At 72.7% G+C, this 25,758-nt stretch carries 28 protein-coding genes; 15 read left to right on the top strand and 13 right to left on the bottom strand.

Going from position 1 to position 25,758, the window contains the following annotated elements:
- Positions 1-9: 9 nt before the first annotated feature.
- The gene (locus tag ACCP09_RS11805) at positions 10-1,170 is read left to right on the top strand and encodes an acyl-CoA dehydrogenase family protein (protein ID WP_027928587.1); all 1,161 of its coding nucleotides are present in this window, start codon (positions 10-12) and stop codon (positions 1,168-1,170) included.
- Here ACCP09_RS11805 and ACCP09_RS11800 read toward each other — a convergent pair.
- The 3 genes from ACCP09_RS11800 to ACCP09_RS11790 form a co-directional block, all read right to left on the bottom strand.
- Positions 1,154-1,771: an FMN reductase gene (locus ACCP09_RS11800; protein ID WP_433745761.1), complete on the bottom strand. Its 618-nt coding sequence runs from the start codon at positions 1,769-1,771 to the stop codon at positions 1,154-1,156. The genes ACCP09_RS11805 and ACCP09_RS11800 overlap by 17 nt on opposite strands.
- A 72-nt stretch (positions 1,772-1,843) precedes the next feature.
- Positions 1,844-2,086 carry a DUF2630 family protein gene (locus ACCP09_RS11795; RefSeq protein ID WP_433745758.1) on the bottom strand — a complete coding sequence of 81 codons (243 nt, stop codon included), beginning with the start codon at positions 2,084-2,086 and terminating at the stop codon, positions 1,844-1,846.
- 45 nt (positions 2,087-2,131) lie between these two features.
- Positions 2,132-3,226 carry a glycosyltransferase gene (locus ACCP09_RS11790; protein WP_433745755.1) on the bottom strand — a complete coding sequence of 365 codons (1,095 nt, stop codon included), beginning with the start codon at positions 3,224-3,226 and terminating at the stop codon, positions 2,132-2,134.
- Between the two features lie 223 nt (positions 3,227-3,449).
- On the opposite strand from ACCP09_RS11790, the gene ACCP09_RS11785 reads away from it, so the two are divergent.
- From ACCP09_RS11785 to ACCP09_RS11775, 3 genes are read left to right on the top strand one after another with little or no spacing between them, the layout of a single operon-like run.
- Positions 3,450-4,349 (top strand): acyl-CoA desaturase, encoded by a 900-nt coding sequence (locus tag ACCP09_RS11785; protein WP_037322066.1) that lies wholly within the window; start codon positions 3,450-3,452, stop codon positions 4,347-4,349.
- Complete coding sequence (locus ACCP09_RS11780) at positions 4,346-4,549, top strand: hypothetical protein (protein ID WP_017983195.1); 204 nt, start codon at positions 4,346-4,348, stop codon at positions 4,547-4,549. The genes ACCP09_RS11785 and ACCP09_RS11780 overlap by 4 nt, the downstream gene beginning before the upstream one ends.
- Before the next feature lie 29 nt (positions 4,550-4,578).
- Entirely contained in the window at positions 4,579-4,779 is a 201-nt protein-coding gene (locus ACCP09_RS11775) for a cold-shock protein (RefSeq protein WP_017983196.1), read from the top strand.
- 317 nt (positions 4,780-5,096) lie between these two features.
- Here the strand turns inward: ACCP09_RS11775 and ACCP09_RS11770 are convergent, their stop codons facing one another.
- Together ACCP09_RS11770 and ACCP09_RS11765 are read right to left on the bottom strand one after the other, a co-directional pair.
- Complete coding sequence (locus ACCP09_RS11770; protein ID WP_433745750.1) at positions 5,097-6,353, bottom strand: ROK family protein; 1,257 nt, start codon at positions 6,351-6,353, stop codon at positions 5,097-5,099.
- Between the two features lie 49 nt (positions 6,354-6,402).
- On the bottom strand, positions 6,403-7,473 hold the full coding sequence (locus ACCP09_RS11765; RefSeq protein ID WP_433745747.1) for a Gfo/Idh/MocA family protein: 1,071 nt from the start codon (positions 7,471-7,473) through the stop codon (positions 6,403-6,405).
- Between the two features lie 363 nt (positions 7,474-7,836).
- Between ACCP09_RS11765 and ACCP09_RS11760 the strand changes: the two genes are divergently transcribed.
- From ACCP09_RS11760 to ACCP09_RS11750, 3 genes are all read left to right on the top strand, one after another.
- A complete protein-coding gene (locus ACCP09_RS11760; protein ID WP_027928580.1) occupies positions 7,837-8,283 on the top strand; it encodes a hypothetical protein in 447 nt (148 codons plus the stop codon).
- 59 nt (positions 8,284-8,342) lie between these two features.
- Positions 8,343-8,849 carry a hypothetical protein gene (locus ACCP09_RS11755; RefSeq protein ID WP_123685843.1) on the top strand — a complete coding sequence of 169 codons (507 nt, stop codon included), beginning with the start codon at positions 8,343-8,345 and terminating at the stop codon, positions 8,847-8,849.
- Positions 8,850-8,994: 145 nt separating this feature from the next.
- Positions 8,995-10,107 carry an MAB_1171c family putative transporter gene (locus tag ACCP09_RS11750; RefSeq protein ID WP_433745743.1) on the top strand — a complete coding sequence of 371 codons (1,113 nt, stop codon included), beginning with the start codon at positions 8,995-8,997 and terminating at the stop codon, positions 10,105-10,107.
- Here the strand turns inward: ACCP09_RS11750 and ACCP09_RS11745 are convergent.
- Entirely contained in the window at positions 10,098-10,529 is a 432-nt protein-coding gene (locus ACCP09_RS11745) for a nucleoside deaminase (protein WP_378336729.1), read from the bottom strand. The two genes, ACCP09_RS11750 and ACCP09_RS11745, sit on opposite strands and share 10 nt — an antisense overlap.
- Positions 10,529-11,362 carry an LLM class flavin-dependent oxidoreductase gene (locus ACCP09_RS11740; RefSeq protein ID WP_433745740.1) on the bottom strand — a complete coding sequence of 278 codons (834 nt, stop codon included), beginning with the start codon at positions 11,360-11,362 and terminating at the stop codon, positions 10,529-10,531. Before ACCP09_RS11740 ends, ACCP09_RS11745 begins: the two co-directional genes overlap by 1 nt.
- 93 nt (positions 11,363-11,455) lie before the next feature.
- On the opposite strand from ACCP09_RS11740, the gene ACCP09_RS11735 reads away from it, so the two are divergent.
- Positions 11,456-11,965, top strand: coding sequence for an Lrp/AsnC family transcriptional regulator (locus ACCP09_RS11735; RefSeq protein ID WP_378336728.1), 510 nt, complete (start codon positions 11,456-11,458; stop codon positions 11,963-11,965).
- Here ACCP09_RS11735 and ACCP09_RS11730 read toward each other — a convergent pair.
- A complete protein-coding gene (locus ACCP09_RS11730; RefSeq protein ID WP_378336727.1) occupies positions 11,907-12,725 on the bottom strand; it encodes an oxygenase MpaB family protein in 819 nt (272 codons plus the stop codon). The genes ACCP09_RS11735 and ACCP09_RS11730 overlap by 59 nt on opposite strands.
- Positions 12,726-12,801: 76 nt before the next feature.
- Here ACCP09_RS11730 and ACCP09_RS11725 point away from each other — a divergent pair, with 76 nt between their 5' ends.
- The 4 genes from ACCP09_RS11725 (at position 12,802) to ACCP09_RS11710 (ending at position 17,645) form a co-directional block, all read left to right on the top strand.
- On the top strand, positions 12,802-13,422 hold the full coding sequence (locus tag ACCP09_RS11725; protein ID WP_400985005.1) for a TetR/AcrR family transcriptional regulator: 621 nt from the start codon (positions 12,802-12,804) through the stop codon (positions 13,420-13,422).
- Positions 13,423-13,485: 63 nt separating this feature from the next.
- Entirely contained in the window at positions 13,486-15,255 is a 1,770-nt protein-coding gene (locus ACCP09_RS11720) for an acyclic terpene utilization AtuA family protein (RefSeq protein WP_433745736.1), read from the top strand.
- A complete protein-coding gene (locus ACCP09_RS11715; protein ID WP_433745733.1) occupies positions 15,242-16,720 on the top strand; it encodes a CoA transferase in 1,479 nt (492 codons plus the stop codon). Before ACCP09_RS11720 ends, ACCP09_RS11715 begins: the two co-directional genes overlap by 14 nt.
- 37 nt (positions 16,721-16,757) lie before the next feature.
- Positions 16,758-17,645: an oxygenase MpaB family protein gene (locus ACCP09_RS11710; RefSeq protein WP_433745730.1), complete on the top strand. Its 888-nt coding sequence runs from the start codon at positions 16,758-16,760 to the stop codon at positions 17,643-17,645.
- A gap of 302 nt (positions 17,646-17,947) precedes the next feature.
- Here the strand turns inward: ACCP09_RS11710 and dhaL are convergent, their stop codons facing one another.
- Complete coding sequence (dhaL, locus tag ACCP09_RS11705; protein ID WP_433745727.1) at positions 17,948-18,544, bottom strand: dihydroxyacetone kinase subunit DhaL; 597 nt, start codon at positions 18,542-18,544, stop codon at positions 17,948-17,950.
- Between the two features lie 11 nt (positions 18,545-18,555).
- The gene (locus ACCP09_RS11700; protein WP_123685833.1) at positions 18,556-19,554 is read right to left on the bottom strand and encodes a dihydroxyacetone kinase subunit DhaK; all 999 of its coding nucleotides are present in this window, start codon (positions 19,552-19,554) and stop codon (positions 18,556-18,558) included.
- Between the two features lie 106 nt (positions 19,555-19,660).
- Here ACCP09_RS11700 and ACCP09_RS11695 point away from each other — a divergent pair, with 106 nt between their 5' ends.
- Genes ACCP09_RS11695 through ACCP09_RS11685 form a run of 3 tightly spaced genes read left to right on the top strand, consistent with a single transcriptional unit; the run spans position 19,661 to position 21,075 of the window.
- Complete coding sequence (locus tag ACCP09_RS11695) at positions 19,661-20,401, top strand: IclR family transcriptional regulator (protein ID WP_027928568.1); 741 nt, start codon at positions 19,661-19,663, stop codon at positions 20,399-20,401.
- A 7-nt stretch (positions 20,402-20,408) separates the two neighbouring features.
- The gene (locus ACCP09_RS11690) at positions 20,409-20,876 is read left to right on the top strand and encodes an MOSC domain-containing protein (protein ID WP_378362419.1); all 468 of its coding nucleotides are present in this window, start codon (positions 20,409-20,411) and stop codon (positions 20,874-20,876) included.
- A gap of 28 nt (positions 20,877-20,904) precedes the next feature.
- Positions 20,905-21,075: a hypothetical protein gene (locus tag ACCP09_RS11685; protein ID WP_191248858.1), complete on the top strand. Its 171-nt coding sequence runs from the start codon at positions 20,905-20,907 to the stop codon at positions 21,073-21,075.
- 20 nt (positions 21,076-21,095) lie between these two features.
- Here the strand turns inward: ACCP09_RS11685 and bdeA are convergent, their stop codons facing one another.
- From bdeA to ACCP09_RS11670, 3 genes are all read right to left on the bottom strand, one after another.
- Positions 21,096-21,965 carry a bis(hydroxyethyl) terephthalate hydrolase gene (gene bdeA / locus ACCP09_RS11680; RefSeq protein WP_123685830.1) on the bottom strand — a complete coding sequence of 290 codons (870 nt, stop codon included), beginning with the start codon at positions 21,963-21,965 and terminating at the stop codon, positions 21,096-21,098.
- Positions 21,966-22,048: 83 nt separating this feature from the next.
- Entirely contained in the window at positions 22,049-24,535 is a 2,487-nt protein-coding gene (locus ACCP09_RS11675; RefSeq protein WP_378336718.1) for a LuxR C-terminal-related transcriptional regulator, read from the bottom strand.
- A 353-nt stretch (positions 24,536-24,888) separates the two neighbouring features.
- A complete protein-coding gene (locus ACCP09_RS11670; protein WP_433745720.1) occupies positions 24,889-25,728 on the bottom strand; it encodes an SAM-dependent methyltransferase in 840 nt (279 codons plus the stop codon).
- Between the last annotated feature and the right edge of the window lie 30 nt (positions 25,729-25,758).

Below are 25,758 nucleotides of genomic sequence, written 5' to 3'. Positions count from 1 at the left end.
AGAAAGCCAATGCTGGCACGGGATTTCGGTCTCACCGAGACCCAGCGCGACTTCCGCCGGATGGCGGCGGAGTTCGTGGACGCCGAGATCGCGCCCAACGCCCGGGAGTGGGACCGCGCCGAGCACGTCGACCAGTCCGTGGTGCGGCGGCTCGGTGAGCTGGGGTTCCTCGGCCTGACGCTGGACGAGCGGTACGGCGGAGTGGACGCCGACATGCTGTCCTACGTCCTGGTCACCGAGGAGCTGGGCCGCGGCGACTCCGCGGTGCGCGGGATCGTGTCGGTGTCGCTCGGCCTGGTGTCGAAGACGATCGCCGCGCACGGCACCGACGAGCAGAAGCAGGAGTGGCTGCCGCGGCTGATCAGCGGTGAGGCGCTGGGCTGCTTCGGCCTCACCGAACCTGGCACCGGCTCCGACGCCGGGTCGCTGAGCACCCGCGCCAAGCGCGACGGCGGCGACTGGGTGATCAACGGCAGCAAGATGTTCATCACCAACGGCACGTGGGCGAAGGTCGCGCTGACCTTCGCGCGCACCAGCGACCGCGGCATCACCGCGTTCCTGGTGCCCACCGACTCCCCCGGCTTCACGGCGACGGAGATCAAGGGCAAGCTCGGCCTGCGCGGCCAGGCGACCGCCGAGCTGACCTTCGACAACGTGCGCGTGCCCGATTCGGCGCGGCTGGGCGAGGTCGACAAGGGCCTCGGCATCGCGCTCGGCACGCTGTCCCGCGGCCGGATCTCGGTGGCCGCGGGCGCGGTCGGCGTGGCGCAGGCCGCCCTGGACGCCGCCACCCGCTACGCCACCGAGCGGGAGCAGTTCGGCAAGCCGATCGCCTCGTTCCAGCTGGTCCAGGAGCTGCTCGCGGACGCCGCGGTGGACGTGCAGGCCTCGCGGCTGCTCACCCACCAGGTCGCCCGCATGGCCGACGCCGGGATGAAGCCGAAGGAGTACGCCACGGACGCCTCGGCCGCGAAGTACCACGCGAGCGAGACCGCGGTGCGCGTGACGAACAACTGCCTGCAGGTGTTCGGCGGGTACGGGTTCATCGACGAGTACCCGGTCGGCAAGTACGTCCGCGACGCCCGCGTGCTCACCCTCTACGAAGGCACCAGCCAGGTGCAGAAGCTGATCATCGGGCGGGACCTGACCGGCGTCAACGCGATGACGTGATGCCCAGGCGCGCCAGCTGCTGGTCGAAGGGGACGAACTCGTCCTCCTCGGCCACGGCAGGCGCGGCGGGCCGCCCGCTCACCGCGGCGGCCAGCTCACCGGCGGCGCGCTCGATGCGCGCGGTCAGGTCGCCGTCCGGCCCGTCGGAGGCGCCCCAGTCCTCGGACGCGGCGAACACGGCGGTCGGCATGACGTCGGCGCGCAGGTAGGCGAACAGCGGCCGCAGCGCGAACTCCAGCGCGAGCGAGTGCCGCGCGGTGCCCGCGGTCGCGGCGATGAGAACCGGCTTGCCCTGCAGCGAGCCGGCCTCGATCACGTCGAAGAACGACTTGAACAGGCCGCTGTAGGAGGCGTTGAAGATCGGCGTCACCACGATCAGCCCGTCGGCGCGGGTCACGGTCTCGACGGCGTCCCTCAGCTTCGGGCTCGGGAAGCCGGTGACCAGGTTGTTCGCGATGTCGGTGGCGAGGTCGCGCAGCTCGACGACCTCGATCGCGGCGCCGGTCTCGCGTGCGGCGGCCTGCGCCAGGCGGTCACCCAGCAGCCGCGTCGAGGAAGGGCTGCTCAGGCCGGCCGAGACGACCACGAGTGTGCGGGACATGGACCTCACCCTGCTCAGGTAGTTGTGCGTTCAACTAGTCGGCACAACAGCCTGGGCAGGGTGGGTATTCCATCACTGGCGGTAGGACTCGACCTCGCTGACCGGGCGGGCCTGCGCCTGGTCCGGGTTCTCCCCGAACTCGCGCGCGGCCCGGCGCCGGCGGAGCAGGTCCCAGCACTGGTCCAGCTGCTCCTCGACCCGGCGCATGCGGGTGCGGTCGTCGTCGCTCAGGCCGTCGCCGACCGAACGCGATCGCAGCTCGTGCTCCTCCGCGATCAGCTTGTCGATGTTGGCGATGATGTCCTGGTCGGCCATGGTGTGTCTCCTCGTTCCGGTAACCGCTTCAGACCGTACCCGCGATCACCCGTAACTGCGGCCCTTCCAGGCCGCGCCGTGCCCGCGCCGGTGCCGCACGGCCGAGTCGACGGTCATCAGCAGGTACAGCGTCGCCGTGACGGGCAGCAGCAGCGCCGCGGGCCACGGCTGCCGGTAGTAGCGCAGCATCGGGACGTAGGTGAGGGTCATCAGCAGCCACGCGGCGAGGGCGGGGAGACGTGCGGGGCCGGCACCGGCGAGGGTCAGGACCGGGGGCGCGAGGAACACCAACGCGAGGCCGAGCACGGTGCCGGCGAGCAGCGCCGGGGAGTGCCGCAGCTGGGTGTAGGCGCTGCGCGCGACCATGTCCCACAGCGAGCGCAGGGACGGGTACGGCCGGACGCTGCGCACGTCGCCGGCCAGGCCGAGCCAGATCCGGCCCCCGGCGCGTTTGAGCAGCCTGCCGAGGGCGACGTCGTCGATCACCGCGTCCCGGATCGCGGCCACTCCCCCGGCCCGCTCCAGCGCGGCACGCCGGACGAGGCAGCACCCGCCGGCCGCCGCGGCCGTGCGGCCGGGACCGTTCACCCGGCGGAACGGGTAGAGCATCGCGAAGAAGTACACGAAAGCGGGAACGACCAGCCGCTCCCAGCCGGTGCGGGTGCGCAGGCGCGCCATCTGGGACACGAGATCGCGCTCCCCCGCGGCCTCGACCAGCGCGGTGACCGAGTCCGGGCCGTGCGCGATGTCGGCGTCGGTGAACAGCAGGAAGTCCGGCTCACCGGCCTGCTCGACGCCGTGGGCGAGCGCCCACAGCTTGCCGGTCCAGCCGGGCGGCCGGTCACCCGGCGCGGTGACGGTGAGGCGGCCGCCGCCCAGGGCGCGTGCGACGTCGGCGGTGCCGTCGCCGCTGCCGTCGTCGACGAGGATCAGCCGCAGCGGCCCGGAGTAGCGCTGGGCGAGCAGCGCGGGCAGCGTTTCCGGCAGGATCCCGGCCTCGTCGCGGGCGGGCACGACGACCGCCACGGAGGGCCACGTGGCGGGCGTCCGCCGGGGCGGTAACCGCTGGTCAGTGCGCCAGAACCGGGTGGCGGCCAGCCACAGCCAGGCCACCAGCGCGACCACGCCGACGATGATCATGAAAAACAGCTTCCCACCCGGGAATCGTGACGTACCGGATCCGATGGGGTAAGGTCGTTCTCGTCGGGAGTTTTTCGCAGGCTGGCAACCGGGCCGGTTTCGTTCCCTTCGGTTGGCCCTTCGTGGTTGATCCTCCACGAGAGAAGTTTCCTTTTTGACCTCTCCCACTTCCGTCGTCCCGGACCGGAAGAGCCCAAAGCCCCTGCTGTCGGAACAAGCGTCGATGACCGAGATGGTGGTCATCCGGGCGTTCCTGATCATCCCGTTCGCCGCGCTGATCGCGGCCGTTCCCCTGCTCTGGGGCTGGGGACTGAGCTGGCTCGACCTCGCCGTCGCCGCCGCGTTCTACACGGTGTCCACTTTGGGCATCACGATCGGCTACCACCGGTACTTCACGCACGGCGCGTTCCGCGCGAACCGTCCACTCCGGATCGCACTGGCGATCGCGGGCAGCATGGCGGCGCAGGGACCGGTGATCGGCTGGGTCGCCGACCACCGCCGCCACCACGCGTTTTCCGACCGTGCGGGCGATCCGCACTCGCCGTGGCTGTTCGGCACCTCGCCTGCCGCGCTGGCCAAGGGTTTCTGGCACGCGCACATGGGCTGGCTGTTCGGCCGCGACCGGACCAATGTGGACCGGTTCGCGCCGGATCTGGCCGCGGACCCCGACATCCGTGCGGTGGACCGGCTTTTCCCGCTGTGGGTCTCGCTGTCGGTGCTGCTGCCTGCGTTGATCGGCGGGCTCGCCACGATGTCCTGGTGGGGCGCGCTCACCGGGTTCCTGTGGGCCGGGCTCGCGCGGGTGGCGTTCCAGCATCACGTCACGTGGTCGGTGAACTCGATCTGCCACATGATCGGCGACCGCCCGTTCGCCAGTCGCGACCGCTCGGCCAACTTCTGGCCGCTGGCGATCCTGTCGATGGGCGAGTCGTGGCACAACTCCCACCACGCCGACCCGACCTGCGCCCGCCACGGCGTGCGCCGCGGGCAGATCGACGTGTCCGCCCGGGTCATCTGGGCATTCGAACGTCTCGGCTGGGCCTGGCAGGTGCGCTGGCCCACCGAGCAACGGCTGGCCCGGCTGGCCGTGAAGTCGTCCGCACCGTCGAAGGGATCGTCATGACCTGGGCTCGCCACGCTTCCGAACAGCAACCCGAGACCGGCCCGATCGCCGAGGCACGGGCCCGGATGGCGCAGGACGAGGCGATCGCCAACCACCGCGCCGCGCGCACGGTCGCCGACCACGCGCTGGACGTCCACGACTGCCGCGAGCTGCTCGCCATGCTCGGGCTGACCACGAAGAGCGCGGCCTCCGCGCTCTGATTGTTAGAGAAAATATCAAGGAGAAACACATGGCACAGGGCACCGTCAAATGGTTCAACGCCGAAAAGGGCTTCGGCTTCATCGCGCAGGAGAGCGGACCAGACGTCTTCGTCCACTACTCGGAGATCGACGGCAACGGCTTCCGCAGCCTTGAAGAGAACCAGCAGGTGACCTTCGAGATCACGCAGGGCGCCAAGGGCCCGCAGGCGAGCCGCGTCAGCATCATCTGACCTTCGCGCGACTGTTCAACGGGCCGGTTCCCCACGGGGGACCGGCCCGTTGCCGTTGGCGGGGCGCTCGGTCCATTGCCGCTCGCGCAGAATGATCACCAGCGCCGCCTGGCAACCCCGCGCGCGGCCAAGCCGGCGCAGCCACCCGCGCGCCGCAGCCCACCCGCCCCAGCGGACCACCATCTGCCACACCCGCAACCCGCCCCGCGGTCCGGCAGGCGCACCAGCCTCCGGCACGCCACTCGCGCAGCACCGCCCGCCACCAGACCCGCTCCGCCGGCCCGCCGCCGCGTCCGGCGGGCTCACCACCGCGGCGGTCAGGCGGCCGTCAGGTCCGGCAGCCCCGCCGGCGTGCCCGCGTCGATCCACTTCGCCAGCCGGTCGCGGGTGAACAGCTCGTCCAGCACCATGAACGCGGCGCCCACCACCCCGGCCTGGTCGCCCAGCGACGAGCGCACGATGCGCAGGTCCCGGGTCGCCAGCGGCAGGGACCGCCCGTAGATCACTTCACGGATCGTGGCCAGCAGGTGGTCGCCCGCGCCGGCCACGCCACCGCCGATCAGCAGCAGCGACGGGTTGAAGAAGCTCACCAGCATCGCCAGCTGGTCGCCGATCAGCCGTCCCGCGCGCTGGATCAGCTCCAGTGCCGCGCGGTCGCCGTTCTGCGCCGCCCACGCCACGTCCTCCGCGGTGACCACGCTGTTCTCCGCGAGGCGCTCGGCCAGGATGGGGCTGCCGCCGTCCTTCGCCGCGGCCTCGCCGTCCCTGGCCAGCGCGGCGCCACCGGCGAGCGCTTCCAGGCAGCCGATGTTGCCGCACCGGCACACGACGGAGGTGTCGGCGCGGGCCGCCGTGTGCCCGATGTCGCCGGCGCATCCCTGGCTGCCGCGGTGCAGGTGGCCGCCGGAGATGAGCCCGGCGCCGATCCCGGTGCCGATCTTGACGTAGAGGTAGTCGCGCGCCCCGGCCGCCGCGCCCGCGCGGAACTCGCCGAGCGTCATCGCGTTCACCTCGTTGTCCACCCACACCGGCGCGTTGTGCCGCCGGGCGAAGTGGTCGCGCACCGGGTAGCCGTCCCAGCCCGGCATGATCGGCGGGGCGCTGGGCCGCCCGGTGGCGAACTCGACCGGCCCCGGCAGCCCGATGCCCACCCCCCACACCTGGGCGTCCGGCCGGGTGGCCAGCAGGTCGTCGAAGAGGGCGCCGACCTGGGCGAGCACGGGTTCCGGACCGCGGGCGACGTCGGAGGCCTCGGTGCGCTGCGCGAGCAGGTTCCCGGCGAGGTCGGTGAGGCCGGCGCTGATGCTGGTCGCGCCCAGCTCGGCGGTGAGGATCACCCCGGCGCCGGAGCGGAACCGCAGCTCCCGCGGCGCGCGCCCGCCGCTGGAGGGCCCCAGCTCGCCGTCCTCCAGCAGCCCGGCGCGCATCAGGTGACCGACGCGCTGGCTGATGACGGTCCGCCCGAGGCCCGACCGCCTGCCCAGCTCCGGCCGGGTCCGCGCGGCGCCGGAGCGCACCAGGTCGAGCACCAGGACCAGATCGTCGAGCTGGTCGGACGGGATGGTTGCGGTCACGGGGGTCCCTTCGCTCGCACTACCCGGAAATTCGTACCAGGCCCGGCGCTCAGCCGGGCGTGACCTCCACCCAGTCGCGGCGGGCGGCGGAGTCCAGGACCGCCTCGGTGATCGCCGTCGCGCGGGCGCCGTCGGCCAGTGTCGGGAGGCCGTCGGGCTTTTCGCCGCGCATCGCGGCGTAGGCGTCGGCGATGAAGCCGGTGAAGGAGTCCAGGTAGCCCTGCGGGTGGCCGGCCGGGACGAGGTTGCGAGAGGTCGCGTCCGGGCCGAGTGCGGGGTCGCCGCGGTGCAGGACCCGCGTCTCCTCGCGCCCGCCCATCCACAGAACCTCCGGCTCCTGCTGGTCGAACGCGTACTCGGTGTCCGGCGTGTCGATCCGCAACTGCAGCTGGTTGCGCCGCCCCGGCGAGATCTGGCTGATCACCGCCGACCCGAACACGCCCTGCTCGGTCTCGAACTGCAGCAGCGCCGCGTCCTCGGTGTCGACCTCGACGCCCGCCCGCACCGGCACGACCCGGGGCAGCACCGCGTGCACCCGCGCGATCCGCTGCCCGGTGACGAACTCCGCCAGGTCGCACCAGTGCACCCCGATGTCGCCGAACGCGCGCGACGGCCCGCCGAGCCCGGACCGCACGCGCCAGTTCGTGTCGCTGTCCCGGGAAAGCCAGTCCTGCAGGTAGACGCCGTGGATCAGCCGGACCGGCCCGCCGCGCACGCGGTCCCGCACCTCGCGCACCACCGGGTAGAAGCGGTAGGCGAACGGGACGGCGACCACCCGGTCGGTGTCCCGCCACCGCCGGACGAGGTCGGCGACCTCGGCGCTGCTGGTGCCGACCGGCTTCTCCAGCACGACGTGCTTGCCCGCGTCGAGCGCGATGCGGGTCAGCGGCGCGTGCAGCGCGTTCGGGGTGCAGATGTGGACGACGTCGATGTCCGGGGCGGCGGCCAGTTCCTCGGCGCTGTCGACGGCGGCTCGCGCGCCCAGCTCTGCCGCGGCTTCCCGGGAGCGGGCGGGCGTGGACGCCGCCACCGCGGCCAGGTCCTGCCCCAGCGTGTGCACCGCACGGGCGTGCACGGCTCCGATGAACCCGGCACCGATGATCCCGGCCCGCAGCGGCATGCTCACTTCTCCCCCTGTCGACAGGTCTTCTGCACTACTGAAATCATCTAATGCATACCGTGAACAAAAGTCAAGCCGCAAAAAGGGGCGTCGTCCTCGACCAGCCTGGGGGTCACTGGGAGAACGACGCCTCCACCATCATAACCGCTTCCGGGCGGGGCGTGCAGGGTGAACGGATCCGGACACGAAAAAGGCCGGCGAGCCCCCAGGCCCCGCCGGCCGCACATCCGCTTCAGCGGATGACGTGGGCCAGAATAGGGGCTGGACACCTCGGTTTGTCAACGGCTCACAGCTGACTCAGAATGGCTGCCGACCACCGGCCGTCCGCCTCAGCGGACGCTCCCTTCGAGCACGAGGAACCCCATGGACCAGGGCGGGCAGGAGGGCGGCTCACTCGCCGCCAAGATCACGCACCTGATCACCACCCTCTACCCCGAGGGCAGGCCCGGGTACGCGAAGCTCGCGGCGCAGATCCGCGAGCGCACGGGGGCGACGCTGTCGAGCACGTACCTGTGGGAACTGGCCAGCGGCCGCAAGCGCAACCTGACGCAGGAAACGCTGGGCACGCTCGCCGCGTTCTTCGGCGTGCCCGCGGAGTACTTCCTGGACGACGCGGTGACCTCCCGCGTCGACGCCCAGCTCGAGCTGGCGCAGGCGCTGCGCAACCAGAAGGTCCGGTCCATCGCGTTGCGCGCGGACGGGCTGTCCGACGATACCCTGGACGCGCTGCTGGCCATGGTCACCGAGGCCCGCAAGATCGAGCGGCTCGGGCCGCCTGCCGAGCAGCCGGAGGACGAGCCGGGCGCGTAGACCGGGCAGGCGCCGCGCCGGCTCGCGGACGACGCGCGAGCGGAGGTGACGGCAGCGCGATGGTGACGCGACGCGACCTGAGGCGGTGCCAGGCCCTGGTGGCCGGCCTGCCGCTGCCCCAGCCGTTCTCGGTGCCCGCGCTGGTGGACGCCCTCGCGGCGCGGCGCGGCCGCCCGATCCACGTGCGCACGCTGCCGCCCGGGTCCGGCGGGTCCGCGTGCGGGGCGTGGATCCGGCTGGCGACGGCGGACGTGATCTACGTCGAGGAGAAGACGAGCCGGGTGCACCGCGAGCACATCGTGTTGCACGAGATCGGCCACCTGCTGTGCGACCACACCGGCGCCGGTGGCGGGGCGCACCCGTTGGCGCGGGTGCTGCCGGACCTGTCGCCGGAGCTGATCGAGCGGCTGCTGACCCGCACCGGGTACTCGACGGAGGAGGAACAGGAGGCGGAACTGGTCGCGAGCCTCATCCGGACCGCCGCACAGGCCCGCGCGACCTGGACGACGACCGGAGCACTCCGCGAGTTCGAAACGGCGCTCGGCCTGCGCGGGACGTGGGAGTGACCCGGGCGGCGGTTCTCCCGGACCGAGGGTGTGCTGTGCGAAGTCACGGGCGCAGCAGGCGGCAGCAGCACGTCGGCCCGGCCTCACGGGCCGGCACTGCACGGAGCTGCCCGCGACCCTCAGCCCCGCGCCGGGGAGGCAGCCCGTGAACCCGGCACTCGTGCAGGGCGCCGGCACCGACCTCCTCGTCGCGGGCACCCTCCTCCTCTGGGCCGCGCTGCTGATCCGCGCCCCGGCCGCCCGGCGCTCGCCTCCGCGGCGGCGCATGCTCATCGCGATCGCCAGCCTCGCCACCTCGATCACGGTCGCCCTCGATCCGGTGACCGGCCTGGTCAACCGCGCGCTCCGGCTCGGCGACACGTGCGGCATCGTGGTCAACGTCTGGGGTGTGGTCAGCTCCGCGCTCATCCTCGACTTCGTCCTCGCCGCCGCCTCCCGCCGCCGTCCGCTGCTGGTCTACGGCGCGGCCGCCCTGGTGAGCGCCGCCTTGCTGCTGCTCAACACCGGCGCCACGGCCGCCTGCGTCACCCCGGCGGACGCGCCGTGGTTCGACCTGTTCTGGCTGCTGCTCTGCCTCGCGCACGTGCTGGGCACCGGCCCCGCCGCGGTCGTGTGCGCCCGCTACGGCCGCCGGGCCACGACCCGCCCCCTGCGCGCCGGCCTGTACGTGCTCGCCACCGGCTTCGCGTCCTCGACCGTGTTCTGGGGCCTGGTCGCGCCCGCCTACCTGGTCACGCGCTCACCGTGGGTGGCGGCGACGTTCCCGCTCAACGTCGCGATCACCGCGTGGGTGATGGCGCTCGGCACGGCCCTGCCGCAACTGCTGCGGCTGCACCGGTCCGTGAACGACCACCGCACCCTGCGCAGGCTGGAGCCGTTGTGGCGGCGGCTGGTGGCGGCCGTGCCGCAGGTCCACCTGCCGGAGAACGGCCGCTGGGCCAGCGACCTGCGGCTGTACCGCCGGGTCATCGAGATCCGCGACGCGGTCCTGGTCCTGCGGGACTACGTCGCCCCGGCCACACTCGAGGCGGCCCGCGCCCACGCCGGCTCCGAAGCCCTCGCCACGGCCTGCTGGCTCCCGCTGGCGGAGGCGGCGAAACTACGCGGCACGCGCCCGCGCACGGCGACGCCGCCGGGCGAGGACTGCTCGGGCGAGGAGTGGGCCGACGAGGTCGGGTTCGCGCTCACCCTCGCCGAGCACCAGGACTCCGCCCTGGTGCGGTCCTTCCGGCCGGGCGCCGAGCTCACTCAGCGGTAGTAGCCCTCCACCGGCACGCGCGCCTCCTCGAACAGGAACGGGCCCTCCTGCGGCACCGGCTTCGCCACGACGGGCGCGGTCGGCTCCTTCAGGCTCTCCAGCTGCTCACCGGACAACGCGAACACCACGCGCCCCAGCCCGGACCGCGCCAGCGCGCCCGTGCACATCCCGCACGGCTGGCAGCTGGTGTACATCGTGGTGCCCGCCGCCGTCTCCGGGTCCAGCTCGCGCGCCGCCCAGCGAGCGAGTTTCTGCTCGGGGTGGGCGGAGATGTCCCGGTCGGTGATCGTCGTGTTGCGGTCCTCGGCGAGGATCCGCCCGTCGGGACCGACCAGCAGCGAGCCGAACGGCGGGTTGCCCGACGCCCGGGCCTCGCCGGCCAGCTCGATCGCGCGCCGCAGGTACTTCTCGTCGTCGGACATCAGCCCTCCAGATGGGCGCGGACGGTCGCCAGCGCCTGCCAGGCGGCCTGCGGCCGCAACGTCTCCGCCGGGTCACCACTGAACGGGTCGAGCACCACGGTCTCCGCGCCCAGCACCCGCAACTCTTCGATGTCGGCCACGATCTGCTCGATGGTGCCCTCACCGGCCAGCCGCTCCCCGGTGACCGGCCGGCTGGTCAGGCGCAGCACGATCCGCGGCACCAACGGGGGCACCGGCTGTCCCGCCTCGTCGGCCAAGGCCTTGAGCGTCCCGGTCGCCGACCGGAACCACTCGGGCGCGAACCGCAGCGGGTGCCAGGGCTCGCCCCGCCGCCCCGCCCGCCGCATGGCCGCCGGGCTGTTCCCGCCGATCCACAACGGGATCTGCGCGGTGCGGTAACCGGGATCGGCCCACGCCTCGCGCAGCGCGTCCAGGTACTCGTCGGTCAGCGCGCCGCGCCGCTCGAACGGCACGCCCAGCGCCGCGAACTCCTGGCGCGCCCAGCCGACCCCGACGCCGAGCACCAGCCGCCCGCCGCTGAGTGCGTTCAGGTTCGCGGCCATGCGCGCGGTCAGCAACGGGTGCCGGTAGGGCAGAACGAGCACCGTGGTGCCGAGCCGGATCCGCTCGGTCACACCGGCCAGCCAGGACAACGTCGTGAACGGCTCGTAGAACGGCGCCGGGTACTGCTCGACCACGTCCGCCGTGAGCGCCACGTGGTCGGACACCATCAGCAGGTCGTAACCCAGCCCTTCGACCGTCCGGCCCCAGTCGCGCAGCACCCCCGGATCCGTGCCGGGGCCGAAGTTCGGAACATTCACACCGATTCGCACGGGATCCAGGTTAGGCAGCGATCACCGGCCCGCACACCGATTCCTTCCGGTCTTCCCGGCCGTCTACCGTGGATCTCCCGGTATTTTCGGCGTATGACCGAGACTCTCGACGCGACCGACTGGGCGATCCTCACCGAGCTGCAGCGGGACGGCCGCGTGCCGCTGACCGAGCTGGCCCGCCGGGTCAACCTCAGCGCCTCCGCGACGACCGAGCGGGTCAAGCGGCTCGAAGCGTCGGGGGTGATCACCGGGTACCGCGCGGAGGTCGACCTCGGCAAGGTCGGGTACCCGGTGCTCGCCGTGGTGCGGCTGAAGTACCCGGGCAGCAGGCACGAGCCGCTGCACCGGCTGCTCGCCGAGCGCTGCGAAATCCTGGAGTGCCTGCGCACCACCGGCGACGACTGCTACACGCTGAAGGTCGCGGCCGCCTCGATGGAGCACCTGGAGGAGGTCGCGGACCAGCTGGCGCAGTTCGGCAGCACGACGACGAGCGTGGTGTACCGGCGGACGCTGCCCGCGCGCGGTCCCGCCGGCCCGCCGCCGGTCAGACCAGCGGCCGCCCCGAACGCAGGCGGCGGCGGAGGTCCCAGAGGTAGGCGTTGAACGGGAACTCCCGCAACGGCTTCGGCGACAGGCGCACCCCCAGGCCGACCGCCTTGAGCACCCGCTCGAACCGGCGCTGGTCGCGCGGCGTCCAGTCGAGCTTCATCTCCTCGCGGAAGCGGCTGGGCAGGAACCCGGTGGTGACGAACCGGTTGACCGGCCCCAGCGTGCGGCTGACGAAGCCGGGCAGGAACTTCAGGTCGGCGATGTCGAGCAGGTGCTGCCGGACGGTGTCGTCGATCGAGATCTCGGCCAGCGCCTTGTTCCAGTACTCCTCGAAGGCCTGCCGGTCGGCGGGCCACATGTCCTCCTTGACCTGCAGCGTCGTGCCCAGGCGTGCGGAGTTCCGGTAGATCTCCTCGGTCTGCTCGGGCGTCAGCGGCCCGATGAACGCCTCGTAGATGTCCTCGAACCCGCGGTACAGGCACGCCGCGACCCACAGTTGCAGCTTCGGGTCGAAGGCGTTGTAGGACACCGGGCTGGACGGCGTCGAGCGGACCTGCGCGTGCGAGGCGTTGACGGCCTTGCGGTAGGCCTTGCGCTCCGCGTCGGTGCCCAGCGCGGCGACGGCCAGGTAGGTGACCGTGGTCCGGCTCCGCTTGACCGGGTGCTTGAACAGGTTCCCGCTGTCCACCCGGCTCTCGTACACGCCGTAGCCGACGGAGGGGTGCGCGAGCTGCATGATCACGTTCGCGGCCCCGGCCAGCAGGCCGGCCCCGATCATCGCGTCATCGAGGCGGGTGGCGGCAGCCTGGGCCATCGTTGGACTCCAATTCTGCTCACGGGCGTTCGCAGATATTGGAGCGCCACCGGTGCGCACCTGTCAAGATGGGGGCATGGAATCGACATCGCTGCGCACCTACGGCGGCGTCGCCGGCCAGGACCGGCAGGCCGAGCGCCGCGCCCAGCTCGTCGAGGCCGGCCTGGAACTCCTCGGCGCGCGCGATGGCGACCGGAACCTGACCGTGCGAGGCGTATGCCGCCAGGCCGGGCTGGCGGCGCGATACTTCTACGAGAACTTCGCCGACCGGGACGCGCTGGCGGTCGCGGTGTACGACTCCGTGGTCGAGGGCATCGCGGCCAGAACCCTGGAGGCCGTCCAGTCCGCCCCCGGCGACGCGCGCGCCAAGACCCACGCCGGGCTGAGCCGCCTGGTCCGCACGATCGCCGAGGACCCGCGCAAGGGCTTCCTGCTCTTCTCCCCCAGCCTGGACAACACCGTGCTGGCCGAGCGGCGCGCCGCGTCCGCGCGGTGGTTCGCCGGACTGCTCGGGCTGCAGGCCCGCGAGTTCTACGGAATGCCCTCCACGGCGCGGCTGGACCTGCTGGCCGAGATGCTGGTCGGCGGGCTCTCCCAAGCGCTGACCTCGTGGCTGGACGGCAACCTCGAACTGTCCGAAGAGGACCTCGTGGAGCACTGCACCGAGGTCTTCCTCGCCGTGTCGAAGATCGCCTGAGAGCCATTACCTAACGATCGCTAATGGGCTATCGTCGGGACCGGACCACAGGAGGTGCCGCCGATGACCGCTGTCCGGATCGCGAACTTCTCGGGCTATCTCGGGGACCGCTACACGGCGATCGACGAGGCGATGAGCGGTGACCCGGTCGACGTCCTGATCGGCGACTACCTCGCCGAGGTCACGCTGGCCGCCCTCGCGACCGGCTACCGGCGGGACCCCGAACGCGGGTACGTCGAGTACTTCGTCGACCAGATCCGCCCGCACCTGGCCGCGATCGCACGGCGCGGCGTGAAGGTCGTGACCAACGCGGGCGGTTTCCACCCCGCCGCGCTCGCGGAGAAGCTGCGCAAGGTCGCCGCCGACGAGGGTGTGGCGTTGCGGATCGCGCACGTGGAGGGCGACAACGTGTTGTCGCGGCTGGGTGAGTACGCCGACGCCGGGCACCGGCTGGAGAACCTGGACACCGGCGAGCCGCTGGCGTCCTGGGGGCACGAGCCGCTGGCCGCGAACGCCTACCTGGGCGGCTGGGGCATCGCGGCCGCGCTCGCCGAGGGCGCGGACATCGTGGTGTGCGGACGGGTCGCGGACGCGTCCCTGGTCACCGGACCCGCCGCGTGGTGGCACGGCTGGGCGATCGACGACTGGGACGCGCTCGCCGGCGCGGTCACCGCGGGCCACGTCATCGAGTGCGGTTCGCAGGCGGTGGGCGGCAACTTCTCCGGCTTCACCCGCATCCCGGACATGCTGGTGCCGGGTTTCCCGATCGCCGAGGTCGCCGCGGACGGCAGCAGCGTGATCACCAAGCACGCCGGGCACGGCGGCGCGGTCACCGTCGACACCGTGACGGCGCAACTGGTCTACGAGATCCAGGGCCCGCACTACCTCAACCCGGACGTCACGGTGCACCTGGACACGGTGCGGCTGACCGCGGCGGGGCCGGACCGGGTCGCGGTCACCGGCGCCACCGGCTCCCCGCCCCCGCCGACGACGAAGGTCGCGGTGTTCGCCGCGATCGGCCACACGCTCGTCAACACGGTCTACGTCACCGCGCCGGACGTGGACGCGAAGGTCGCCCTGCTGCGCGCCCAGATCACGCGGGACCTGCCCGAGGGTGTCGAGCTGGACATCACGCGCCTGGGCACCGCGGCCACCGACCCCGAGACGCAGTGGGACGCGACGGTCGCGTTGCGGGTGATGGCCGTCGCCGCGACACCGGAACCGCTGGCCAAGCTGAACCTGCCCGCGCGGCTGGGATCGCTGTACCTACAGAGCATCCCGGGCTTCTACCACGACGGCGGCGCCGGGCTGACCGGCCGCAGCAGGCCCCGCATCGACTACTGGCCCGCGCTGCTGCCGATGTCGGAGGTGGCGCACCGCGTCGTCCTCGACGACGGCCACACGCTGCCGATCGCCCCGCCGCCCTCGGCGCCGGTCCAGCCGCAGCCGGTGCACCCCGAACCCGCCGAGCGGCCGCTGCCGGACCGGGTCCGGAAGGCGCCGCTGGGCGCGGTCGCCTACGCCCGCAGCGGCGACAAGGGCGGCAACAGCAACGTCGGGGTGTGGGTGCCGGACGAGCGCGCCTGGCCGTGGCTGCGGCAAGCGCTGTCCACGGCGGAGCTGCGGAAGCTGCTGCCCGAGGCGGCGGAACTGGACATCGTCCGGCACGAGTTCCCGCACCTGCGGGCCGTTCACTTCGTCCTGCGTGGCCTGCTCGGCACCGGCGGGTCCGCGAACCTGCGTGCCGACCAGGTCGGCAAGGCCGTCGGCGAGTACCTGCGCGCCAAGCACGTCCCGATCCCCGAGGAGCTGCTCGACGATGTCGCTCACTGACCGCATCACCGCCGCCGTGGCCGAGCCGGCCACGAGCGACGAGTTCGACCCGCACGCCGAGCTGACCGAGGTGCTGGCCGGCATCGGGATGAGCCCGGCCGACACCGGCGGCGCGATCACGTTCCGCGGGGCGGACCCGGTGGTGCCGAGCACGTTGCGGCTGGGCGGGTCGGCGGCGATCGCGCTGGCCGCGAAGTCCGCCGCGATCGCGAAGCTGTGGCGGCTGCGTGGCGGTGACGGGCAGGACATCGCGGTCGACCTGCGGGTGGCGCCGCACCGGCTGTGCCCGTTCTACGACCGGAAGTGGGAGCTGCTCAACGGTTATCCGGCGAGCACCCCGGCGAACCCGTCGCAGGCATTGGGTTTCCGCTTCTACCGCACCGCGGACGAGAAGTGGGTGATGCCGCTCAACCCCTACCCGAAGATCAAGCTGGCGGCGCAGAAACTGCTCGGCGTGCCCGACGACACCGAGGCGGTCGCCGCGGCGATCGCGAAGTGGCGGGGCCGGGACCTGGAGAACGCGGCGGTCACGGCGGGCGCGGTGCTGCCGATGCTGCGCACGCCCGCGGAACTGATGGCCGAGCCGCACTACCGCGAGGTGCTGGCGGACCTGCCGCTGGTGGAGATCACGAAGATCGGCGACAGCGCGCCGGAACCGCTCGGCCCGGCGGCGGATCCGCTGGCCGGGGTGCGGGCGCTCGGGATGGGGCACGTCATCGCGGGTGCCGGGGTGGGCCGGGCGCTCGCGCTGCACGGCGCGGACGTGCTGAACGTGTGGCGGCCCGACGAACTGGAGCACGACGTCACTTACATCACGGCGAACGTGGGGGTGCGGTCGGCGACGGTCAGCCCGTACGAGTCCGAGGGCGCCGGGCTGTTGCGGTCGCTGCTGCGGGAGGCGGATGTCTTCTACGCCAACCGGCGGCCGGGGTACCTGGCGAAGATCGGGTTCTCGGCGGAGGAGGCCGCGGCGGTGCGGCCTGGCATCATCCACGCGACCGCGTCGCTGAACGGGGAACAGGGCCCGTGGGCGGACCGCGTGGGCTTCGACCAGAGCGCGGGCAGCCTGGTCGGGATGATGCACCTGGAGGGCGACGGGGTGCGGCCGGCGCTGCCGCCGATCCTGGTGGTCAACGACTACATCGTGTCGTGGCTGCTGACGGCGGGGATCGTGGAGGCGCTGACGCGGCGCGCCCGGGACGGCGGCAGCTACCGGGTGCACGTGTCCCTGACGCGGGCCGCGCTGTGGATCCTGAGCCTGGGCGTGTTCGACAAGGCGTACGCGACGGAGACCGCGGGCCGCGGCGAGGAGCACGCGTACCTGGACCCGCAGACGTTCACCGCCGAGACGCCGCTCGGGCACTACCAGGGCGTCACCGAGCAGGTCCACATGTCGGCGACGCCAGGCCACTACCGGACGGTGCTGGTGCCGCGGGGTTCGTCACGCGCGGAGTGGCTGGGGTAGCACCACTGGTCGACATCGAACGAGGAGGAGGCCGGCGATGACCGGATACTGGCTGCGCCGGATCGAGCGGTGCGACCCCGAGCGGGACCACCAGGAGATCTACCGCATCTCCATCGGCTTCGAGTTCCCCTGGGACTACCAGCGGGCGCTGGAGTTCGCCCTGTTCCGCACGTATTGCGTGCCGAGCATATCGCGGCTGCTCGCCGCGACGGGCGAATTCGAGAAGCGGCCGCAGAAACGCTACGACGACACGGCCCTGCTGATGGCGGAGCTGGCCGAGAACGGGTACGACTCGCCGCGCGGGCGGGAGGCGCTCAGCACGGTCAACCGGATGCACGGCCGGTACCGCATCAGCAACGACGACATGCTGTACGTGCTGTCGACGTTCGTCTACGACCCCATCGACTGGATCGACCAGTTCGGCTGGCGGCCGCTGCACGAGAACGAGCGGCAGGCCGCGTACTTCTACTTCCGAGAGGTCGGCAAGCGCATGGGCATCAAGGACATCCCCGGCGACTTCGACTCGTTCCGCAAGTTCAAGGACGCCTATGAAGAGGCGAACTTCGTGTACTCGGCGGACAACAACCGGATCGGCCGGTACACATTGGACCTGTTCTGCGCGTGGTACCCGAAACCGCTGCGGCCCGCGGTCGCCGTGGGCGCCAAGAGCCTGCTCGACGACCGGATGCTGGCGGCGTTCGGGTTCCGGCCGAGCCCGGCGTGGGTGGGCCGCGCGGCGCGCGCCGGCCTGCACGCGCGATCGGCGGTGGTGCGGCTGCTCCCGCCACGACGGAAGTCGAAGCTGCTGAACTCGAAGGTGCGCAGCTACCCCGGCTACCCGAAGGGGTACTCGCCCTCGGACCTCGGCGCGCCGGAGCCGCCGGCCGGCATCGACCCAGCCCTGCTGCGGCGCCGATCTCGATAGCTCCGGGGAGCCGCCACGCGGGTTTCTACTGCGCCGGGCTGCGCTTCGCTACGCCCGGATGAGAAGTGCCCTCCCGAACCCGATCTTTCAGTGTCCGGTTGACGGGACACCGCGTCAAGCCGGGAAAGCGTGGCTTGACCCGGTGGCTCGGCAACCGATTGGGCTGGGGATCGGGTTGCGGGAGAGGGGTGGCTCGGGGGATTCGGGCTTTCGTTGCCGGGTGGCGGTTTCCTGGCTCGGCACGTCGCTCGGGTGGTTGCGGGACGGCGCGGCCGCACCCCTGTGGTCGCGCCGTCCCGGGTCTACTTGGTCGCCGCCTCGAAGAACCATGCGACCGTCAGCGCGCCCGGGTCCGTGACGCCCCGCGCGTGCTCGCCGACGTAGCTCGCCCGGCCGCGCTTCGCCAGCAGCTCCTCGGTCGAGCGGGCTCCGGCGTCGGCCGCGGCGGCGGCCTCCTTCAGCGCGGTTTCCACGTCGGCGTTCCGCTCGGCCGCGGCAGCCAGTGCCTCCGCCGCCGGCACCATCGCGTCGACCATCGTCTTGTGGCCCACCTCCGCGCCACCGAGTCGACGCACCGTCGCTTCCGCTTCGCCCGCGGCGCGCGCCAGGCTCCCCGCGGACACTTCGTCCCCAAGGCCCTTGGCGAACTCGCGGAACCACATGCCGAACAACGGACCGCTGGTGCCGCCCGTGTGCAGGAACGCGTTCGACACCGCGGTGAACACCTCCCCCGCGGTGCGCGGGTCGTCCGCGGCCAGGTTCGCCCGCACCTTCGCCAGCGCGGACCGGAGGTTGGTGCCGTAGTCGCCGTCACCGGCGCGCCGGTCCAGCTCCGTCAGCTCGGCGCCGCGCTCGTCGATGACGGCGGCGAACCGCTCGATCCAGGCACGAGTGTCCACAATGGTCTCCTTCACCAGGTCAGGGCCGGCGTGCGGACCGGCGCGTCCCACAGGGCCAGCAGTTCGTCGTCGGCGCGCAGTAGCGTGATCGAGCAGCCCCGCATGTCCAGCGCGGTCACGTACGAGCCCACCAGCGCGCGCCCGATGCGCACCCCCAGCCCGTCCAGGAACCCGCCCAGCTCGCGGTGCACCACCGACAACTCCAGACCGTGCGTCGCGCCGAGGCCGTTGACGATCGCGATCACCTCGTCACCCCGGTCCAGGCCGAGCGCGGCCACCAGCGGCTTCGTCAGATCGCCCACCAGCTCCCGCACCGGCGCGTACGGGCGCCGCCCGACGCCGTGTTCGCCGTGGATGCCGACCCCGAACTCGATCTCGCCGTCGGGCAGGTCGAACGACGGCCGGTCCTGCCCCGGCTGCGTGCACGCCTCCAGCGCCAGCGCCAGCGTGCGCGCCGACGACACGATCCGCTCCCCCAGCGCGGCCAGCTCGTCCAGCGACGCGCCGTTCTCCGCCGCCGCGCCGCAGATCTTCTCCACCGCGACGACCGCCGCGGTCCCACGACGACCCGGCGCGCCGTCCTCCTGGCCGTCGGTGGCGAGATCGTCGTCGACCAGGACGGTGCGCGTCTCGATGCCGTCGTCCGCGGCCAGCTCGGCGGCGATGCGGAAGTTCAGCACGTCACCGGTGTAGTTCTTGACGATCAGCAGCACCCCGCGGCCCCGGTCGGCGGCCGCGATGGCGGCGCGGATCTGGAACGCGGTCGGGCTGGCGAACACCGCGCCCGGCACCGCGGCGTCCAGCATGCCGCTGCCGACGAAACCGGTGTGCAGCGGCTCGTGCCCGGAGCCACCGCCGGAGACCAGCGCGACCTTGTCCGCCTGCCGCGCGCGGACCACGTACGCCGGGTCCTCGTGGTAGCGGACGAGGTCCGGATGCGCACGCTGGAGCCCCTCCAGGGCCTCCCGCACGAAGTCGTCCGGATCGTTCACGAGCTGGCGTGCCGCCATGCCACCCCTCCGTCATCGTCGACTGCCATTCGACATTATCGAATGTCTTCCGAACATAGAACGGCGCGGGACTGTTGTAAAGTGCGGCTGGCAGGAGGGTGCGCCGATGATCCAGTCCGTCGACCGGGCGGTCCGCGTGCTCGGCGTGCTGCAGGCGGAACGGCGGCTGAGCCTGTCCGAGATCGCGGCCCGGCTGGGGCTGGCGCCGTCCACAGTGCACGGCATCATCAAGACCCTGCAGGCCCACGGCCTGGTGCTGCAGGACCGCGACTCCGCCCGCTACCGGCTCGGGCCCGCCGTGCTCAAGCTGGGCAACGTCTACCTCGACACCCTCGAACTGCGGTCCCGCGCGCTCACCTGGGCGGCCGAGCTGGCGCGCACGACCGGGTGCGCGGTGCGGACCGGGGTGCTGCTGCCGGGCGAGGTGATGATCGTGCACCACGAGCCGCGCCCGGACGGCTCCCGCCAGATGCCGGAGGTCGGGATCGTGATCCCGGCGCACGCCAGCGCGCTCGGCAAGGCGATGCTGGCGTGGTCGCCCGGCCTGGCGCCGGAACCGCTGCGCAGCATGACCCGGGACACCATCACCGACCCGGCGGACCTGGCCGCGCACCTGGAGCAGGTGCGCGGCGAGGCGCTGGCGACCGAGGTGGAGGAGGCGGTGATCGGCGAATGCTGCGTGGCCGCGCCGATCTTCGACGCCGGGCAGGACATCGCCGGGGCGATCGGCGTGGTGGTGCCGATGACCGACTGGCCGGCCGGACCCGCGGTACCCGGCGCGGTCCGCGAGGCGGCTCGCGCGATCTCCCGCGAACTGGGCGCGCCGTCTTGGCCGCCGGCGGGGTGAAGGCACCATGACCTGGACGGGCGAGCTGCTGCGGATCTTCACCGCCGAGACCGCCGGGGCCGCGATGGTGGAACTGGACGAGGCGGTCCTCGTCGCGGGCCACGGCATCGAGGGCGACCGGTACGCCACCGGCCGCGGCCTCTACTCCACGCGCCCGCACGAGGACCGGCAGGTAACTCTGATCGAGGAGGAGACCCTGGTCGCCCTCGCCCGGGACCACGACCTCATCCTCGAACCCGGGGAGACCCGCCGCAACCTGCTCACCCGCGACGTGCCGCTGAACCACTTGGTGGGCAAGCACTTCCGCGTGGGCGGCGCCGTGCTGTTCGGCGGACGGCTCAACGTGCCGTGCCGCTACCTGGAAAACCTGCTCGGGAAGCCGGTGTTCGCGCCGCTGGCCAACCGGTCGGGGCTCAACTGCCGCATCGTCACCGGCGGCACGATCCGGCCCGGCGACCGCATAGTGCCCGCATGATCGCGGCCCCGCCGGGTATCCGGCCGGCATGACGACCTCACCGTTCGAACCCGACCCGTACCTGGGCGAAGAGCGCATCGCCGCCGCGGATCCCGGTCCCGGCGCGCCCGAGCCGGCCCCCGGGTTCGGCCCCCGCGGCGGCGACGAGGAGGACGAGCACCGCGGCGAAACGGCGGACCAGGAGCGCGAAGACTCCTGATCCGCCGCTCACTAGACGGATCAGTACGGGCAGGTCGACCGGTACTCCTCGATCGCCAGGCCGCTCGGGTTCGGGCAGAGGAACTGGTCGTACCGCGTGTCGTTGTCGATGAACCGCTTGAACCACGAAATCATGTACTTCGCCATCGTGGTGTTGGACGTGTTCGGGAAGAAGTGCGACGCGTTGTTCAGCTCCATGTACGCCTTGTCCAGCGAGCTGGGCAGCGACGTGTAGAACGGTTCGGAGTGCGTGGCGACCGGCGCGACCGTGTCGGACTCGCCGCCGATGATGAACGTCGGCACCTGCACGCTGGAGAAGTTCTTCCGCAGGTTCCACGGCGCGAGCGGGACGGCCGCCTGCAGGCTGGGCCGTTCGTCGGCCGCCTCCAGCGTGCCGCCGCCGCCCATCGAGTGGCCCGCGACGCCGAGGCGGCTGCTGTCGATGCGGCTGGCCACCGAGCTTCGCTGAGTCAGGTAGTCCAGCGCCGCGAGCAGCTGGTCACCCCGGCTGGCCGGCTGGTCGTAGCGGGTGATCGTGTCGATGGTGAACACGACGAACCCCTGCGAGGCCAGGCGCGGCCCGATCCAGGCGATGCTGGTCTGGTCCGCCGTGTAGCCCGGCGAGATCGCGACCGCGCCGAAGGTGCCTTGGCTCGTGTCGGTCGGGTAGTAGATGGTGCCCCCGCCGAAGCCGCTGACCACCAGCGACGAAACCGTGGTCTGCGAGACCGCGAACGGGCCGCGGCTGGCCTCGATGCTCGACTCGGTGGGGTCGGGCCCGCGCTCGTACGGGTTGTCGGCGGCCTGGGCGGAGGCGGTCGCGGTGGCAGCGCCCGCGACCAGGGCCAGCGCCGTGACCAGCCGGGCCAGGTTTCTTGGTGAACGTCGCATGCGTTCGAACTCCCTTTCCGTGAGAGGGGAACCAGGGAACTCTGACAAAGGCCGCCAACCACGCGCATCGGTGAAATCACCAGTCAGCGGAAGCGGGCGGCCAGCTCCACGCGGGACCGGATGCCGAGCCGCGCGAAGATGTTGCGCAGGTGGTGGTCGACCGTGCGGTGGCTGATGACCAGCTGCGCCGCGATCTCCCGGTTCGTCGCGCCCTCCGCGACCAGCCGGGCGATCTGCAGTTGCTGCGGCGTCAGGTCGGCGGGCCGGGCGCAGCCGGGCACCGACTCCCCCGCCGCCCGCAGCTCGGCCGTCGTGCGCTCGGCCCAGCGCGGCGCGTCGTAGCGCTGGAAGATCTTCAGCGCGTCCCGCAGCAGCTCCCGCGCGGCCCGCGCCTTGCGGTTGCGGCGCAGCCGGTGCGCGTAGAACAACTCGGTCTTGGCCAGTTCCAGCGCGGTCTGGCTGGCGCGGTGCAGCTCGATCGCGGTCTCGAAGTGCTCGTCGGCGTCCGGGTCGCCGAGCAGCGCGCGGCAGCGGTGCGACAGGGCCATCCGGACGTCGCTGCCGGTGCTGCGCGCCCAGTCCTCGTAGGGGGCCAGCGCCTTGGCGGCCTTCACGGTCTGCCCGCAGCGCGCCGCGGCCTCGACGAAGTGCGGCGTCGCCATCGCCCGGATCCCCGGGTGTACCCGGCCGGTGCCGGCCGCCATCAGGCGGAACCGGTCCAGCGCGTCCTCCGGCCGGTCCTCGGCGAGGTCGACGCAGGCCGAGGCCCACGTGCTCAGCGCGCCGGGCCGTCCGAGCCCGCGGGTGGCGACCTCGTGCCCGGCCGCGTCCAGCCGGGCCTGCGCGGTCTCCCGGTCGCCGCGCAGCGACGCCTCCAGCGCGAGGATCGTCAGGTGGTCGACCGCCGAGTTCGGCTGGCCGATCGCGCGAGCCATCCGCAGCCCCTCCAGCGCGCTGGACAGCGCCGCCGAGTGCCGGTCGAGCAGCAGCTCCGACACCGCCACGTACACCAGCGCCCACGGCACGACCGCGGTGGTGCCGCGGCTGCCCGCCGAGGTCACCGCGCCGACGGCCAGTTCGTGCGCGCGGGCCGCGTCGCCGAGCGTGTAGGCGGCCTGGCTCGCCCAGATCTTCGCCACCGGCTCGTCCAGCACCCCGCCGAGCCCGACGACCCGGCGCAGGGGCGCGGCCGCGCGGTCGTGCCGCCCGCGGAAGGCGTCGCTCATGCCGGCGAAGTGGTCCAGGATCAGCCGGGTGCGTGGCGAGTCGTCGGGGCGGCGCAGCTGCTGCGCGCGGTCGGCGATCGCGTAGTAGCGCACGTAGTCGCCGGCCAGGCAGCTCGCCTCGCCGGCCAGCATCAGCGCGGTGAGCGCGTGGTCGCGCTGGGAGCCGGCGAGCTGGTTCGCCGCGACGAGCAGTGTCTGACTGGCGACCGCGGGCATGCCCTCGCGCATTTCGAGGCTGCCCTGCAGCAGGTCGGCGACGCCGCGCACGGACGTGCCCCGCGCCAGCGGGCGGGCCTGGCGCAGCAGCGCCCGCGCCCGCCGGGGCCGCCCGGCGAGCCAGAACTCCGACGCCGACTCCAGCAGCTCGCCCGCCAGCCGCGGGTCGGCGCCGCCGGCGAGCGCGGCCCGGTGCCAGGTGCAGCGCAGCCGGTGCCGGTCCGGGTCCAGCACGGACAGCAGGAGTGTGTGGGTGGCGCGCCGGTCGGCCAGCGGCGCCTCCTCGCGGATCAGCGCCTGCAGCAGCGGGCCTGCGGTGAGGACGTGGTCGCCGTCCAGCCGGACGAACCCGGCCGCCCGGGCCTCCTCCAGCGCGCGGAGGTCCACACCGGACCGTTCCGTGGCGCGCACCAGGGTGTCCACGTCCAGCCAGTCGTCGAGCGCCGCCATCAGGGCGATCTCGCGGGCGCCCCGATCCAGGGCGGCGAGCCGCTCGCGGACCGCGCGGCGCAGGCGGCTGTGCGGCGGGATCCGTCCCTCGGCGGCCAGCTCGGTGAGGGCGAGCGGGTTGCCGGAGGCCAGGTCGAGCAGGTCCGGGACCGGTTCCGGGACGCCGTGGTCGGCGAGCACCTGCGCGCTGTCCTCCGCGCCGAGCGGTTCCAGCCACACCGCGGGAACTCCGTCGAGGGGCGTCCCGGCCGTGAACACCACGAGCACGCTCGCGCCGGACAGCCGGCGGGCCGCGAACGCCAGCGCGTCGCGTGATTCGGGGTCGAGCAGGTCGGCGTCGTCGACCAGGCACAACAGCGGCGCGGCAGCGGTCAGGGCCGCGTGCACGGCACGGCCGAGCGCGAGCGGTTCCGCGGGGAGGTCGGTCAGCTCCGGCAGGAGCTGGAGCAGCCCGCAGTGCGCGAGGTGGCGTTCGGCGGCCACGCCCCTGGCCTCGCGGACGCCGAACCCGGCGGCCTCGGCGCGGGCCGCCGCGAGCAGAGCGGTCCGGCCCGAGCCCGGCTCACCGAGCACGACGAGACCGCCGCCGCGGCCGTCCCTGGCCTCCCCGAGCGCGCGGCGGAGCACCGTCAGCTCACGATCGCGACCACGCAGAACCACCTGGTCAACGGCGCCCATGCCGTCATGGTGCCCCGCGTCCCCGGCCGTCCGTAAGGGACCGTCGTGGGGAACTCACGCGCTCGCCGCTTTTTGAGCCAGGAACACGCACGCGGATGACAAATTTTTCGGCGCCGCGAGGCTCAGGGGGCCAAGCCGCGGGCCGTCCGGCCACCACGGTTCTCCCAGGCCGGTCCGACACCACCCGTCGCTGACGTGAGCGCCGCCAGACGCACAGCGCGCGGGCCATCCGGCAACCCGGGCCAGCACTTCCCCGGCAACCCTGGCCAGCACTTCCCCGCCAGCCCGCCCGGCCACCCGCACGGGACAGCAAGCCCGTAGGCCGGTCACCCGCGGACCGGTCCGGCGGGCCGCTACGGCTTGCGCCCAACCGCCCCGACGATGCACCGCGCCGCGAGGCTCAGTGGCGCCAGCCGCGGGCCGTCCGGCCACCACTCGTCGCAGACGGCGAGCCCGGGCTCGGACAGCGCGTTCGGCTTGATCAGCTCCAGGCCGTCCAGCATCGCCATGACCTCGGCGTGGGTGCGGAACCGCCCCGCGCCCATCGGGCCGTTGACGAGGATGTTCTCGATCCGCTTCGCCACCTCGGTCAGCTCCGGCACCTCCGGGTCGAAGAAGTGCGAGAACACCACGTAGGAGCCGGAGGGCAGCGCGTCGATGTACGCGCGCATGATGTCGGCGGCGCCGTCGCCCTCGTAGTGGTGCAACGTGCCGACGTGCAGCAGCACCAGCGGCTCGCTGAAGTCGAGGTGGCGCCGCACGACCTCGTTGCCGAGCACCTCGGACGGCTCGAAGATGTCCGCCTCGGTCATGTGCACGAAGTCGTTCTCCTCGAGCAGCGCGCGGCCGTGCGCGAGGACCACCGGGTCGTTGTCGACGTAGACGACCATCGCCTCGGGGTTGGCGCGCTGCACGATCTGGTGCGTGTTCTCGGCGGTCGGCAGGCCGGAACCGCAGTCGAGGTACTGGGCCACGGTGGTCTGGCCGGCCAGGAAGCGGCAGGCGCGGTTGAGGAAACCGCGGTTGCCGCGGGCGATGTCCACCGCCTCCGGGACCGCTTCGTTGATCTTCCGCATCACCATGCGGTCGACCTCGTAGTGGTCCTTGCCGCCGAGGAATCCGTCGTAGATGCGGGCGATGCTCGGCCGGCTCGGGTCGACGCCGACCGGCACCTGGCTGGGCGAAGAAGCCATCACAACACCTTCTCGCGAGCTGGTGGGTGA

The organism is Amycolatopsis sp. 3B14, from assembly GCF_050958625.1.
GTDB classification, from domain to species: domain Bacteria; phylum Actinomycetota; class Actinomycetes; order Mycobacteriales; family Pseudonocardiaceae; genus Amycolatopsis_E; species Amycolatopsis_E thermoflava.
Note: the sequence above shows the minus strand (reverse complement) of the source record. Positions and strands in the feature narration are given on the sequence as shown.

What these genes read in the sequence shown, in the direction of transcription:
- ACCP09_RS11715 (WP_433745733.1), top strand. Translation starts at nt 15,242, where the DNA reads ATGTCGCTCACTGACCGCATCACCGCCGCCGTGGCCGAGCCGGCCACG.
- ACCP09_RS11790 (WP_433745755.1), bottom strand. Translation starts at nt 3,226, where the DNA reads ATGATCATCGTCGGCGTGGTCGCGCTGGTGGCCTGGCTGTGGCTGGCC.
- ACCP09_RS11725 (WP_400985005.1), top strand. Translation starts at nt 12,802, where the DNA reads ATGGAATCGACATCGCTGCGCACCTACGGCGGCGTCGCCGGCCAGGAC.
- ACCP09_RS11735 (WP_378336728.1), top strand. Translation starts at nt 11,456, where the DNA reads ATGACCGAGACTCTCGACGCGACCGACTGGGCGATCCTCACCGAGCTG.
- ACCP09_RS11675 (WP_378336718.1), bottom strand. Translation starts at nt 24,535, where the DNA reads ATGGGCGCCGTTGACCAGGTGGTTCTGCGTGGTCGCGATCGTGAGCTG.
- bdeA (WP_123685830.1), bottom strand. Translation starts at nt 21,965, where the DNA reads ATGCGACGTTCACCAAGAAACCTGGCCCGGCTGGTCACGGCGCTGGCC.
- ACCP09_RS11685 (WP_191248858.1), top strand. Translation starts at nt 20,905, where the DNA reads ATGACGACCTCACCGTTCGAACCCGACCCGTACCTGGGCGAAGAGCGC.
- ACCP09_RS11700 (WP_123685833.1), bottom strand. Translation starts at nt 19,554, where the DNA reads ATGGCGGCACGCCAGCTCGTGAACGATCCGGACGACTTCGTGCGGGAG.
- ACCP09_RS11730 (WP_378336727.1), bottom strand. Translation starts at nt 12,725, where the DNA reads ATGGCCCAGGCTGCCGCCACCCGCCTCGATGACGCGATGATCGGGGCC.
- ACCP09_RS11765 (WP_433745747.1), bottom strand. Translation starts at nt 7,473, where the DNA reads ATGCCGCTGCGGGCCGGGATCATCGGTGCCGGGTTCATCGGAGCCGTG.
- ACCP09_RS11775 (WP_017983196.1), top strand. Translation starts at nt 4,579, where the DNA reads ATGGCACAGGGCACCGTCAAATGGTTCAACGCCGAAAAGGGCTTCGGC.
- ACCP09_RS11690 (WP_378362419.1), top strand. Translation starts at nt 20,409, where the DNA reads ATGACCTGGACGGGCGAGCTGCTGCGGATCTTCACCGCCGAGACCGCC.
- ACCP09_RS11800 (WP_433745761.1), bottom strand. Translation starts at nt 1,771, where the DNA reads ATGTCCCGCACACTCGTGGTCGTCTCGGCCGGCCTGAGCAGCCCTTCC.
- ACCP09_RS11795 (WP_433745758.1), bottom strand. Translation starts at nt 2,086, where the DNA reads ATGGCCGACCAGGACATCATCGCCAACATCGACAAGCTGATCGCGGAG.
- ACCP09_RS11755 (WP_123685843.1), top strand. Translation starts at nt 8,343, where the DNA reads ATGGTGACGCGACGCGACCTGAGGCGGTGCCAGGCCCTGGTGGCCGGC.
- ACCP09_RS11760 (WP_027928580.1), top strand. Translation starts at nt 7,837, where the DNA reads ATGGACCAGGGCGGGCAGGAGGGCGGCTCACTCGCCGCCAAGATCACG.
- ACCP09_RS11780 (WP_017983195.1), top strand. Translation starts at nt 4,346, where the DNA reads ATGACCTGGGCTCGCCACGCTTCCGAACAGCAACCCGAGACCGGCCCG.
- ACCP09_RS11805 (WP_027928587.1), top strand. Translation starts at nt 10, where the DNA reads ATGCTGGCACGGGATTTCGGTCTCACCGAGACCCAGCGCGACTTCCGC.
- ACCP09_RS11695 (WP_027928568.1), top strand. Translation starts at nt 19,661, where the DNA reads ATGATCCAGTCCGTCGACCGGGCGGTCCGCGTGCTCGGCGTGCTGCAG.
- ACCP09_RS11710 (WP_433745730.1), top strand. Translation starts at nt 16,758, where the DNA reads ATGACCGGATACTGGCTGCGCCGGATCGAGCGGTGCGACCCCGAGCGG.
- ACCP09_RS11670 (WP_433745720.1), bottom strand. Translation starts at nt 25,728, where the DNA reads ATGGCTTCTTCGCCCAGCCAGGTGCCGGTCGGCGTCGACCCGAGCCGG.
- ACCP09_RS11785 (WP_037322066.1), top strand. Translation starts at nt 3,450, where the DNA reads ATGACCGAGATGGTGGTCATCCGGGCGTTCCTGATCATCCCGTTCGCC.
- ACCP09_RS11720 (WP_433745736.1), top strand. Translation starts at nt 13,486, where the DNA reads ATGACCGCTGTCCGGATCGCGAACTTCTCGGGCTATCTCGGGGACCGC.
- ACCP09_RS11745 (WP_378336729.1), bottom strand. Translation starts at nt 10,529, where the DNA reads ATGTCCGACGACGAGAAGTACCTGCGGCGCGCGATCGAGCTGGCCGGC.